Raw genomic sequence first — 11,574 nt, 5'->3', positions numbered from 1 at the left:
ATGGAGTTGTTGCGCTGTCGGGGCCTGCGCAAGGAGTTCGCCGGTCACACCGTGCTCGACCAGCTCGACCTGACCGTCGCCGAGCACCGGGTGGTGGCTCTGATCGGTGCGTCCGGGTCCGGCAAGTCGACCCTGCTGCGGTGCGTGAACCTGCTGGAGGAGCTCGACGACGGGACCATCGAGTTGGACGGGGAGGACATCTCCGATCCCCGGGTGGACCCGGATCAGGTCCGGCGCCGGATCGGCATGGTGTTCCAGGCGTACAACCTCTTTCCGCACCTGAGCGTGTTGGACAACGTCACCCTCGCGCCGCGTCGCGTACATCGGCGGGACCGGGCGGAGGCCGAGGCCCAGGCCCGGGAGCTGCTCGACCGGGTGGGGCTCGGCGCCAAGGCGGACGCCTACCCGGACCGGCTCTCCGGCGGGCAGCAGCAGCGGGTGGCGATCGTCCGGGCGCTGGCCAACTCACCGCGCCTGATGTTGCTCGACGAGGTCACCTCCGCACTGGACCCGGAACTCGTCGGCGAGGTGCTGACGATGATCCGGGACCTGAAGGCCGACGGCATGACCATGGTGCTGGCCACCCACGAGATGGGCTTCGCCCGGGAGGTCGCCGACGAGGTGTGCTTCCTCGACGCCGGGCGGGTCGTCGAGAGCGGCCCGCCCGAGCAGGTGCTCGGCGAGCCGACGCAGCCCCGGACCCGGCAGTTCCTGAGCCGGATCATCGAGGCCGGTCGGCTCTGACGGCGGCGGCCCGCGCCCGGCGCGCGCCCCGGGCGGCGGCGACGGCGCCCGCCGTCACAGCCGACCGGAGCGACACCGGCGTCAGCCGCCGAAGCCGACCCGCTGGGCGTTACCCGCCGCCACGGTCCGCACGGCCAGCGCCGCGTCGAGCGCCGCGACGGTGGCGGACCACCCCTTGTCCTCCGCCGAGCCGGGCAGACCGGCGCGGTCCCGGGCCTGCTCGATGGTCTCCACGGTCAACACTCCGTGCGCCACCGGCTTGCCCTCGTCGAGCGCCACCCGGGTCAGGCCGTCGGTGACCGAGCGGCAGACGTAGTCGAAGTGGGCGGTCGCGCCGCGGACCACCACGCCGAGCGCGACCACCACGTCGCAGCGACGGGCGAGGGCCTGCGCGACCACCGGCAGCTCCACCGAACCGGCGACCCGGGCTACCACCGAACGCGCCCCGCACGCCTCGGCGGCGGCCACCGCGCGCTCCAGCATGTGGTCGGTCAGCTCGCCGTGCCAGCGGGCGGCGACCACCCCGACGGTCAACCCCGCGGCGTCGACCGCCTCGACTCCCGGCTCGCCGAAACCCGCCATCGTCATGCTCCGATCTCGTCGTTGGCGACCGGACGCCCCAGCGGCGCCTCGGACACCTCGTCCAACTCGTCCAGCAGGTGACCCATCCGGTCCCGCTTGGTGCGCAGGTAGCGCAGGTTCTCCGGGTGCGCCCCCGCCGGCAGCCCCTCGCGGCCGGTGATGGTCAACCCGTACCCCTCCAGCCCGGCGCGTTTCGCCGGGTTGTTGGTCAGCAGCCGCATCGAGCGCACGCCCAGGTCGTAGAGGATCTGCGCGCCGGTGCCGTAGTCGCGGGCGTCGGCCGGCAGGCCCAGGTCGAGGTTGGCGTCGACGGTGTCGCGACCCCGGTCCTGCAACTGGTACGCCTGCAGCTTGCGCAGCAGCCCGATGCCACGCCCCTCGTGCCCCCGGACGTAGAGCACCACGCCCCGGCCCTCGCGGGCGACCCGGGCCAGCGAGGCGTCCAACTGCGGCCCGCAGTCGCAGCGCAGCGAGCCGAACACGTCCCCGGTCAGGCACTCCGAGTGCACCCGGACCAGCACCTCCTGCCCGTCGCCGAGGTCGCCCATCACCATCGCGACGTGTTCGGCCGGGTCGTGCTGGGCGCGGTAGCCCAACGCCCGGAACACGCCGTGGCGTGTCGGCATCCGGGCGTCGGCGACCAGCTCCACCTGCTTCTCGGTACGCCGCCGGTAGGCGATCAGGTCGGCGATGGTGATCAGGGTGAGGCCGTGCTCGGCGGAGAACTTCTCCAGGTCCGGCAGGCGCATCATGGTGCCGTCGTCGTTGACCAGCTCGCAGAGCACGCCCGCCGGCCGCAGCCCGGCCAGCCGGGTGAGGTCGATCGCCGCCTCGGTGTGCCCCGGCCGGCGCAGCACCCCGCCCTCGCGGGCCCGCAGCGGCACCACGTGCCCGGGCCGGGCCAGGTCGGTGGGGTCGGTCGCCGCGTCGGCGAGCAACCGGATGGTGTGCGCGCGGTCGGCCGCCGAGATGCCGGTGCTGACCCCCTCCCGGGCGTCCACGGTCACCGTGTACGCGGTCCCCCGCCGATCCTGGTTGGTGTGGTGCATCGGCGGCAGGTCGAGCCGGTCGGCCTCGCTCTCGGTCAGCGGCACGCAGACGTACCCGGAGGTGTAGCGCACCATGAACGCCAGCAGTTCCGGCGTGGCCAGCTCGGCCGCGAAGATCAGGTCGCCCTCGTTCTCCCGGTCCGCATCGTCGACCACGACGACCGGGCGGCCGGCGGCGATCTCCGCGATCGCCTCCTCGATGTCTCCGAAGCTGGTCACGCTACGGCCTCCGTATAGATGGACGTGCGGACGGGCGTCGCCCGGGTGGCACGCGACGTGCGCCACCAGGAGGCGAAGCCCCAGGCGCAGAGGGCGCCGTAGATCAGGTACATCGCCGCCGACGGGTAGAACCCGCCGCGCAGCAGCAGCGGCACACCGACCGCGTCCACCGCGATCCAGAGCAGCCAGAAATCCACCCAGCCGCGGGCCATGCCGTACGTGGCGAGCAGGCTGCCGGTGAGGATCCAGGCGTCGGGCAGCGGGCCCCACGAGCCCAGCGCCTTGAGCACCGGGTACGCCGCGGCGGTGCCGACCACGGCGGCGAGCAACAGCATCAGCCGCTCCCGGCCGGTGGCCCAGCGCGGGACGACCGCGGCCTGCCCGGCGGCGGCGCGACGGTTGCGCTGCCAGCGCCACCAGCCGTAGACGCTGACCGCGAAGAAGAACACCTGCCGTCCGGCCTGCCCGTACAGGTCGTGCGCCTGCGGGGTGGCGAACACCCCGCCGAGGAAGACGGTGAGCAGGAGCGCGTTACCGATCATGCCGACCGGCCACGCCCAGACCAGCCGACGCAGCCCGAGCAGCGCCGAGACCAGCCCGAACACGTTGCCGACGATCTCCCGGGCCAGCACCGGCGAGCCGGCCACCTGCACCTGGGCGTCCAGCAGCCAGCCGAGCGGGCCCATCAGGCCACCCCGCCGGTGTGCGAGGCCGCCCCGCGGGTGTCGGCGAGCCGGTCGCCGAGCAGCCGCTCGACGTACTTGGCCAGCACGTCCACCTCCAGGTTGACCGGGTCACCGACACCCTTCGCGCCGAGCGTGGTCAGCTTGAGCGTGGTCGGGATCAGACCGACGGCGAACTCGTCCGCGCCGACGGCGGCCACGGTCAACGAGACGCCGTCGATGGTGATCGAGCCCTTCTCCACGACGTACCGGGACAGCGCGGCGGGCAGCCGGAACCGGACGGTCTCCCACTGCTCGGCCGGCTCCCGGGAGATCAGTTCACCGACGCCGTCCACGTGGCCCTGCACCAGGTGCCCGCCGAGCCGACTGCCGAGCGCGGCGGCCCGCTCCAGGTTGACCGGGTCACCGGGGCGCAGCGCGCCCAGCGCGGAGCGGCGCAGCGTCTCGCCCATCACGTCGGCGGTGAAGACCCCGTCGGCCACGTCCACGACGGTCAGGCAGACGCCGTTGACCGCGATGGAGTCGCCGTGCCGGGCGTCGGACGTGACCAGCGGGCCACGTACGCCGAGCAGCGCCGAGTCGCCCGCCGTCGGCGCGACCCGGACAATCTCGCCCAGTTCCTCGATGATGCCGGTGAACATGTCAGCCCTCCCTCTTTCGGGGCAAAGCGGTGATCCGGAGATCCGGACCGATCTGCGTAACGTCGACGAGTTCCAGATCGATGGCCTCGGCGATGGTGGTCACTCCCGCGTCGACCAGAGCGGTCGGACCGGCGCCGAGCAACCGCGGCGCGACGTACCCGACGACCCTGTCGACCAGGCCGGCCTCCAGGAACGCGCCGGCCAGTCGGGGGCCGCCCTCCAGCAGCACCGCGCGGATCCCGCGCTGGTGCAGCGCCGCGAGCAGAGCCGGCAGGTCGACCCGGCCGTGCGGGTCGGCGCCGACCTCGTCGGCGGTCGCGATCCACGTCCGCGCGGCGCCGTCGCGGACGCGGGCGTCGGCCGGGGTACGCCCCGAGCTGTCCACCACCACCCGCAGCGGCTGCCGGATGGCCAGGCTGCCGTCGCGCAGGTTTCGGGCGGTCAACCGGGGGTCGTCGGCGAGCACCGTGCCCACCCCGGCGATGACCGCGTCGACCGTGCCGCGTAGCGCGTGCACGTCCATCCGGGCCGCCTCGGAGGTGATCCACATGCTGGTGCCGTCCATCGCGGCGGAGCGCCCGTCCAGCGTGGCGGCGTACTTCCAGATCACGTACGGCCAGCCCCGACGCATCGAGGTGAGCCAGGCGACGTTGCCGGCCTCGGCCTCCTCACCGCGTACCCCCAGATCGACCCGGACCCCGGCGGCGCGCAGGGTGGCGGCGCCACCGGAAGCGACCGGGTTCGGATCGGGCACGGCGATGACCACCCGGCCCACCCCGGCCTGGACGAGCGCGGAACTACAGGGGCCGGTGCGGCCGGTGTGGTCGCACGGTTCCAGAGTGACGACCGCGGTGCCGCCCTTGGCGCGCTGCCCGGCCTGCGCCAGGGCGACGATCTCGGCGTGCGGACCACCGGCGTACGCGTGGAAGCCCTCGCCCACGACCTGGCCGTCCTCGTCGAGCAGCACGCACCCGACCACCGGATTGGGGCTGGTGGTGCCGAGCCCGCGCGCCGCCAACTCGATCGCACGCCGCATCGCCTCATCGACGGAGACGCTGGCCATCGCCCTGCCCCTGCCCTCTCACTCGCCGGTCCGCGCGCGGGCGGTCAGGGAGGCGGTGGCCATGGGGCCACGGGCAGGCGGTGGCGGATCCGGGAACGGCACAGCCGCCCCGGGAGGGTCGGGACGGCACGCTGAAGCCAGCGGCCGGCTCGGACCCGTCCGTCCCGCGCGCTGTCTCCCATCCGGACTGTCTGGGCGCGGACGAACCGCCCCCAACCGTCGGCCCCGGATTTTCACCAGGTCCACCGGACGGCAGAGCCGTCCGGGTCGCGGGCTTACCACGGTTGGACCGTGGATCACCGCCGGTTCGGAATTTCACCGAGTCCCGCCAGCGCGTGGTGGGTACTTCGCAGTCTTACACGCCGATCCGGCTTCGCCGCCACCTGGGCGAGCTACTTCACAGCGATATCGTGCTCACTTCACGCCACGCCGCCGGTCCACCGCCACGTACGAACCCGGCTGGCTCTTGGCGACCGTCTTCATCTCCGACGCCACCGCGATCGCCTCGAGGGGGTCGGTGAACCGCTTGCCGGCGTCGGAGAGGGACACCCCGATGGACAGCGTGACCAGGGCGGCGCGACGGATGTTGCCGCGCCGGTCCTTCAGCTCGACGAAGCCGCGCTCACGGTCGGTGGCGTCGTAGAGCGTGTCGGCGGACTTCTCGAAGTCGACCACCGCTCGGGACGTGAGCGGGCGGACCTGATCCGGGGCGCAGACGATGACGAAGTCGTCGCCGCCGACGTGGCCGAGGAAGGCCGGTGGCAGACCCACCGCCACCACCGCCCGGTGCAGGCTGCGCGCCAGCGCGGAGATGAAGTCGTCGCCGCGCACGAAGCCGTACCGGTCGTTGACGCTCTTGAACCGGTCGATGTCGATGTAGCCGACCGCGTAGTCCACGCCCTGCCGGACCCGGTCGCTGATCTCCCGCCGGATCCGGCTGTTGCCGGGCAGCCCGGTCAGCGGGGAGACCTCCCGGAACTCCTTGTTGCGACGCAGGGTGGACGAGACCCGGGCCACCAGCTCGGCGGTGTCGAACGGCTTGACCAGGTAGTCGTCCGCGCCGGCGCTGAGCCCGTGCACCTTGTCGACGGTCATCCCCTTGGCCGTCAGCATGATCACCGGCAGGGCGGAGGTCATCGGGTCGGCGCGCAGCCGCCGGGTCAGCTCCAGCCCGTCGATGCGGGGCATCATGAGGTCGACCACCGCCAGGTCCGGCCGCTGCCGCTCGATGACCTCCAGGGCCTCCTGGCCGTCGCTGGCGTGGATCACCTCGAAGCCGTGCAACCGCAGGTTGAACTCGACGAAACGAGCGATGTCCTCGTCGTCGTCAACGACGAGAATGACGTCCTTGCGGTCGACCTCGGGTTCCACCTCAGGCCCCGGGCGCCGCGCGTTCCGCCAGGGTCCGCAGGTGCCGTACCGCCTCCGCCGGGTCGGCGGCGCCGTACACGGCGGTGCCGGCCACGAACGCGTCGGCGCCCGCGGCGGCGGCCTGCTCGATGGTGTCGGCGGCGATCCCGCCGTCCACCTCGATGCGCAGCTCCAGGTGCCCGGTCGCCACGTGCCGGCGGGCGGTACGCACCTTGTCCAGCAGTTGCGGAATGAACCGCTGGCCACCGAAGCCCGCCTTGATCGTCATGATCAGCAGGGTGTCGAAGCTGGGCAGCAGGTCAAGGTACGGCTCGATCGGGGTGTCCCGGTCGATGGCCAGGCCCGCCTTCGCGCCGGCCGAGCGCAGATCCTTGGCCAACGCCACCGGGTCGTCGGACGCCTCCGCGTGGAAGGTGACGTTGTACGCCCCGGCGTCGGCGTACCCGGGAGCCCACCGGCGCGGGTCCTCGATCATGAGGTGCACGTCGAACGGCATCGCTGTGACGGCCCGCAGGCTCTGCACCACGGGCAGCCCGATGGTCAGGTTCGGCACGAAGTGGTTGTCCATCACGTCGACGTGCAACCAGTCCGCGGCGTCCTCGACGGCACGGACCTCTTCGGCGAGGCGGGCGAAATCGGCGGCCAGGATGCTCGGCGCGACGATCGGCGGCGGTACGGTCACCGGGCCAGTGTACGAACGTGGCCACCCGCCACCCGCATCGCGGCACCAACTCCGACGCGCTGTGACCCGGCAGTGACCAGTGGTGCAGAATTGAACGCTCCGGACCAACGAATCCGGACGAACAGACATCAGCGGCTGGCCGATCGACGGAAACGCGACGACACTCCAAGCGGGACGGTGCCGTAGGCTGCACGCCCGCCGGGGTCTCGCCGCGGGACGCGGTGACCGGCCGCCAGCTCCCGGGAGGCGGACGATGCGACGGTGGCTTCCAGCGCTGGTGCTGGCCGGCGTCACGACGATGCTGCTGGCCGGCTGCGCGCCGGCGCGCGGCGCGGACGGTGATCTCACCGACGACTGGCCGGCGCTGCGGGTTCCGAAGCCGTTCGCCCCCGCCACCGACACCTGCCTGCCCCGGGTCGCCTCGGTGGTGCAGCCCAGCACGTACGAGACGGTGGACTGTGCACGTAACCACCTGGCCGAGACCATCCACGTCGGCACCTTCGTGGGGCCCGACGCGCTGACCGAGGCCCGCCCGGAGCCCGGATCGTCGGCGCTGCGCACCGCTCGCGCCGAGTGCGACCAGCGGGCCCGGGAGGTGCTCGGCGGTGACTGGCACACGGCCCGACTCGCGCTGTCCCTGGCGCTGCCCTCCGCGCCCGCCTGGGCCAGCGGCGCACGCTGGTTCCGCTGCGATCTCAGCGAGACCGGCAGCATCGACAACACCCGCGCGGTGAACCGCACCGGCAGCCTGCGCGGCGCGTTGATCGGCGACACTCCGCTGACGCACCGCTGCTTCGACCCCAAGCTGATCGGCGACAACCTCAACTACATGGCGCCGGTGCTCTGCACCGAACCGCACCGCGCCGAGTTCGTGGGCGTCTACACGGAACGGGGCGACATGGGCTGGGCGGAGTTCGCCAAGTCCGCCGAGCAGGCGCACAAACGCTGCATGGCGTTGATCGCCCAGTTCGCGGCGGTGCCCAACAACAGCGACCTGCCGTACCGGGCCGGGTCCATCTACTACCCACCGTCGCAGCGGGAGTGGGAGGAGGGCGACCGTGGAGTGCGCTGTTTCCTGTGGAGCGACGACCGCAAACTCACCCGTTCGATGCGCGGCGTCGGCCCCGAGGGACTGCCCGCCATCTGAGCATCGGTGCCGTATGCTGCTGCGCCGTGGCGCTACCGACCGGCTGGGTCCGGCCGGAGGCCACCAGCGGCGGGAGGTCGGAATGCGACGGTGGTTGGCGGCGGTCGCCGGGGGTGCGGCGCTGGCCCTGGCGCTGACCGGGTGCGGCGCACCCGCCGGAGTCGACCGCGACCTCGTCGACGACTGGCCGGCGCCCGTCGCGGCGCAGCAGTTCGTCCCCGCCGCCGGCGTCTGCCACCACTCCTCCCAACAGGTCGGCTTCCTGAGCGGCTACAACCCCACCGCGTGCAGCGAGGCGCACCGGGTGGAGACCATGCACGTCGGCACGCTCACCGGGCCGGGCGCCGAGGCCGGCACTCCCCCGCAGCCCGGCTCGGCGGGTATGCGGGCCGCGCAGGCCGCGTGCGACACGGCGGTCAACAAGGCGCTGGGCGCCGACTGGCGCTCCGGGCGGCTCGGCCTGACCGTCGTGCTGCCGTCGCCGCCGGCCTGGTCGGGCGGAGCCCGCTGGTACCGCTGCGACGTCACCGAGATCGCCGGCATCGACGACACGGCGGTCGACCTGCGCACCGGCAGCCTGCGCGGTGCGCTGTCCGGCGCGGCGCCGCTGGCCTACCGCTGCTTCAACCCCAAGCTGGTCAAGGACGACATCGACGAGATGGTGCCGGTCTCCTGCACCGCCAAGCACCACGCCGAGTTCGTCGGGGTCTGGCAGGCCCCGGACGTCAGCTACGCCGAGTTCTCCCGCACCGTCAAGCGGACCCACCGCGCCTGCCAGACGGTGATCGCCAGGTACGCCAAGGTCCCGGACAACTCCCAGCTCGACTTCCGCGCCGGAACGATCTACTACCAGCCGTACGAGGAGGAGTGGCGCAACGGTAACCGGGGCGTGCAGTGCTTCCTCTGGATCTCCGACCGGGACCTGACCCGTTCGATGAAAAACGCCGGCATCAAGGGCCTTCCGGTCACCTGAGTGCGCCACCCACGCGCCCGGCCGGTCGGGTGACCGGCCGGGCGCGTGGGTCGGATCAGCCTCGGCGCAGCACGGCGAGGAACATCGCGTCGGTGCCGTGGCGGTGCGGCCAGAGCTGCACGGTCGGCCCGTCGCCGAGACCGGGCATCCCGGCCGGCAGCAGCGGCCGGGCGTCCACGAAGTCCACCGGAACTCCGCTGCGGCGCGCCGCCTCGGTCACCGTCACGTGCGTCTCGACCGTGTGCGGCGAGCAGGTGACGTAGGCGACCAGGCCACCCGGGCGGACCGCCCGCAGCGCCGCGCCGAGCAACTCCCGTTGCAGCCGGGTCAGCGGCGGCAGGTCGGACGGTTGACGACGCCAGCGCGACTCCGGCCGGCGACGCAGCGAACCCAGCCCCGTGCACGGAGCGTCCACCAGCACCCGGTCGAAGTGCTGCTCCGGTAGCTTCGGGTCGCCGCCGACCTCACGGCCGTCCATGGCCAGCACGGCCACCGGCAGCCCCCGGGTCGCCTGGGAGACCAGCCGGGCCCGGTGCTCGGCCACCTCGACAGCGGTCACCCGGGCACCCCGCTGCGCGGCCAACGCGCCGAGCAGCCCGGCCTTGCCGCCCGGCCCGGCGCACAGGTCCAGCCACCGCCCGTCCGGGCCGTCCAGCGGCGCGTCGGCGAGCGCCGCCGCCACCAGCTGGGAGCCCTCGTCCTGAACGTGGGCCCGTCCGTCGACCACCGCCGGCACGTCGCCCGGCGCGCCGCCGGGCAGATAGACGGCGTACGGGGAGAAGGCGCCGGGCGCCCCGCCGACCTGGTCGGCAAGCTCCACCGGGTCGATCAACCCGGGCCGGGCGCACAGGTGCACCGGCGGACGTTCATTGTCCTCGATCAGCAGACGGGCCGTCTCGCCCAGATCGCCGTCGAGCGCCTCCGAGAAGGCCCGCACGATCCACTGCGGATGGCTGTACGCCAACGCGAGGTGCCCGACCGGGTCGGTCTCCATCGGCGGGGCGAGCTTCGCCACCCAGGCGTCCGCGTCCCGGCTGGACACCTCGCGCAGCACCGCGTTGGCGAAGCCGGTGGCGCCGGGCGCGACCGAACGGACCAGGTCCACCGTCGACGACACCGCGGCGTGCGCCGGCACCCGGGTGTGCAACAGCTGGTACGCCCCGAGCCGCAGCGCGTCGCGCACCGGCGGGTCGATCCGGGCCACGTCCCGGCCGGCCGCGTCGGTCAGGATCGCGTCCAACGTACCGAGGTGGCGCAGGGTGCCGTAGGTCAGCTCGGTGGCGAAGGCCGCGTCCCGGCCGAACAGCCCCTCCTCGCGCAGGATGATGGGCAACACCAGGTTGGCGAACGCGTCGTCGCGGTGCACCGCGGCCACCGCCTCGTACGCGGCGCGGCGCGGTCGGTCCATCGGTGGCCGGACCGGCCGGCGCTCCCCGCCACGGCCGGCCGACGGGCCGGAGCGCGTCGGGCGGGTTCCCTCCGGTGCCGTCACGCGAAATCCTCTCCGGTGCCGACCCGGACGCCGCGCGCCCAGTCGGTCGCGCCCATGGCCCGCTTGCCGGCGGCGCGGACCTCGCCGAGACGCACCGGCACGGTCGCCGTGCCGACCAGCACCCGGGACTTCTCCACCAGCAACTCCCCCGGCTTCAGCCCGGGGCCGTCGGGCACCGGAACGACCGGGCCGAGCTTCACCCGCTCGTCGCGGAAGGTGGTCCAGCCGCCCGGCGCGGGCGTGCAGGCCCGGATCCGCCGGTCCACGGCGAAGGCCGGGTCACCCCAGCGCACCCGGGCGTCGTCCACGGTCAGCTTCGGCGCCAGCGACACCCCGTCGGCCGGCTGCGGCTCGGCCCGGGCGGTGCCGTCGGCGATCGCGTCGAGCACCGCGACCAGCAGCCCGGCACCGGACTCGGCGAGCCGCTCCAGCAGGTCACCGGAGGTGTCGGTGGCGCGGATCTCGTCGGTCAGCGTCCCGAAGACCGGGCCGGTGTCCAGGCCCTCCTCCAGTTGGAAGACGCTGGCCCCGGTCAGCTCGTCACCGTGCAGCACGGCGTGCTGCACGGGGGCGGCGCCACGCCACGCGGGCAGCAGCGAGAAGTGCAGGTTGATCCAACCGTGCCGGGGGATCTCCAGGGCCGCCGGCGGCACCAACGCGCCGTAGGCGACCACCGGCACGCAGGCCGGCTCCAGCTCGCGCAGCCGGTCGAGGAACTCCGGCTCGCGGGGACGGGCCGGGGTGAGCACCTCGACGCCGTGCTCGTCGGCCCACTCGGCGACCGGGGAGCGGGACAGGCCCCGCCCCCGACCGGCGGGGGCGTCGGGCCGGGTGACCACGGCGACCAGCTCGTGTCGGGAGGCGGCGACGGCGGCCAGGGCCGGCACGGCCACGGCCGGCGTACCGGCGAAGATCACGCGCATCCGGG

The 11,574-nt window shown here is 73.5% G+C and carries 12 protein-coding genes and 1 riboswitch; of the genes, 3 read left to right on the top strand and 9 right to left on the bottom strand.

From position 1 onward, the window contains the following. Complete coding sequence (locus AB0J33_RS21660) at positions 1-744, top strand: amino acid ABC transporter ATP-binding protein (protein WP_363615802.1); 744 nt, start codon at positions 1-3, stop codon at positions 742-744. Between the two features lie 81 nt (positions 745-825). On the opposite strand, the gene ribH is transcribed toward AB0J33_RS21660, so the two are convergent. From ribH to rpe, 7 genes are all read right to left on the bottom strand, one after another. After that, complete coding sequence (gene ribH / locus AB0J33_RS21655) at positions 826-1,326, bottom strand: 6,7-dimethyl-8-ribityllumazine synthase (RefSeq protein ID WP_238660727.1); 501 nt, start codon at positions 1,324-1,326, stop codon at positions 826-828. 2 nt (positions 1,327-1,328) lie between these two features. Beyond that, entirely contained in the window at positions 1,329-2,594 is a 1,266-nt protein-coding gene (locus AB0J33_RS21650; RefSeq protein ID WP_363615801.1) for a bifunctional 3,4-dihydroxy-2-butanone-4-phosphate synthase/GTP cyclohydrolase II, read from the bottom strand. Beyond that, positions 2,591-3,280: a nicotinamide riboside transporter PnuC gene (gene pnuC / locus AB0J33_RS21645; RefSeq protein WP_363615800.1), complete on the bottom strand. Its 690-nt coding sequence runs from the start codon at positions 3,278-3,280 to the stop codon at positions 2,591-2,593. The genes AB0J33_RS21650 and pnuC overlap by 4 nt, the downstream gene beginning before the upstream one ends. Continuing rightward, positions 3,280-3,918 carry a riboflavin synthase gene (locus AB0J33_RS21640; RefSeq protein WP_363615799.1) on the bottom strand — a complete coding sequence of 213 codons (639 nt, stop codon included), beginning with the start codon at positions 3,916-3,918 and terminating at the stop codon, positions 3,280-3,282. The genes pnuC and AB0J33_RS21640 overlap by 1 nt, the downstream gene beginning before the upstream one ends. Before the next feature lies 1 nt (position 3,919). Further along, positions 3,920-4,981, bottom strand: coding sequence for a bifunctional diaminohydroxyphosphoribosylaminopyrimidine deaminase/5-amino-6-(5-phosphoribosylamino)uracil reductase RibD (gene ribD / locus AB0J33_RS21635; RefSeq protein WP_363615798.1), 1,062 nt, complete (start codon positions 4,979-4,981; stop codon positions 3,920-3,922). A gap of 166 nt (positions 4,982-5,147) precedes the next feature. Beyond that, positions 5,148-5,318: riboswitch (FMN riboswitch) on the bottom strand. A 77-nt stretch (positions 5,319-5,395) separates the two neighbouring features. After that, complete coding sequence (locus AB0J33_RS21630) at positions 5,396-6,352, bottom strand: response regulator (RefSeq protein WP_363615797.1); 957 nt, start codon at positions 6,350-6,352, stop codon at positions 5,396-5,398. 1 nt (position 6,353) lies between these two features. After that, complete coding sequence (rpe, locus tag AB0J33_RS21625) at positions 6,354-7,034, bottom strand: ribulose-phosphate 3-epimerase (RefSeq protein ID WP_363615796.1); 681 nt, start codon at positions 7,032-7,034, stop codon at positions 6,354-6,356. Between the two features lie 253 nt (positions 7,035-7,287). Between rpe and AB0J33_RS21620 the strand changes: the two genes are divergently transcribed. Then, complete coding sequence (locus AB0J33_RS21620; protein ID WP_363615795.1) at positions 7,288-8,181, top strand: septum formation family protein; 894 nt, start codon at positions 7,288-7,290, stop codon at positions 8,179-8,181. An 82-nt stretch (positions 8,182-8,263) separates the two neighbouring features. Further along, a complete protein-coding gene (locus AB0J33_RS21615; protein ID WP_363615794.1) occupies positions 8,264-9,154 on the top strand; it encodes a septum formation family protein in 891 nt (296 codons plus the stop codon). Between the two features lie 55 nt (positions 9,155-9,209). Here AB0J33_RS21615 and AB0J33_RS21610 read toward each other — a convergent pair whose 3' ends face one another. Both AB0J33_RS21610 and fmt read right to left on the bottom strand, forming a co-directional pair. After that, positions 9,210-10,688, bottom strand: coding sequence for a transcription antitermination factor NusB (locus AB0J33_RS21610; protein ID WP_363615846.1), 1,479 nt, complete (start codon positions 10,686-10,688; stop codon positions 9,210-9,212). Continuing rightward, positions 10,643-11,569, bottom strand: a complete 927-nt coding sequence (gene fmt / locus AB0J33_RS21605; RefSeq protein ID WP_363615793.1) for a methionyl-tRNA formyltransferase — start codon at positions 11,567-11,569, stop codon at positions 10,643-10,645. Before fmt ends, AB0J33_RS21610 begins: the two co-directional genes overlap by 46 nt. Positions 11,570-11,574: the final 5 nt, after the last annotated feature.

The organism is Micromonospora sp. NPDC049645 (assembly GCF_040675155.1).
Lineage (GTDB): Bacteria > Actinomycetota > Actinomycetes > Mycobacteriales > Micromonosporaceae > Micromonospora.
The sequence above is the reverse complement of the archived record's forward strand: the minus strand, read 5'-3'. Positions and strand labels throughout refer to the sequence as shown.

Coding starts and splice junctions, on each gene's coding strand:
- AB0J33_RS21660 (WP_363615802.1), top strand. CDS start 1: ATGGAGTTGTTGCGCTGTCGGGGCCTGCGCAAGGAGTTCGCCGGTCAC.
- ribH (WP_238660727.1), bottom strand. CDS start 1,326: ATGGCGGGTTTCGGCGAGCCGGGAGTCGAGGCGGTCGACGCCGCGGGG.
- pnuC (WP_363615800.1), bottom strand. CDS start 3,280: ATGGGCCCGCTCGGCTGGCTGCTGGACGCCCAGGTGCAGGTGGCCGGC.
- AB0J33_RS21640 (WP_363615799.1), bottom strand. CDS start 3,918: ATGTTCACCGGCATCATCGAGGAACTGGGCGAGATTGTCCGGGTCGCG.
- ribD (WP_363615798.1), bottom strand. CDS start 4,981: ATGGCCAGCGTCTCCGTCGATGAGGCGATGCGGCGTGCGATCGAGTTG.
- AB0J33_RS21620 (WP_363615795.1), top strand. CDS start 7,288: ATGCGACGGTGGCTTCCAGCGCTGGTGCTGGCCGGCGTCACGACGATG.
- AB0J33_RS21615 (WP_363615794.1), top strand. CDS start 8,264: ATGCGACGGTGGTTGGCGGCGGTCGCCGGGGGTGCGGCGCTGGCCCTG.
- fmt (WP_363615793.1), bottom strand. CDS start 11,569: ATGCGCGTGATCTTCGCCGGTACGCCGGCCGTGGCCGTGCCGGCCCTG.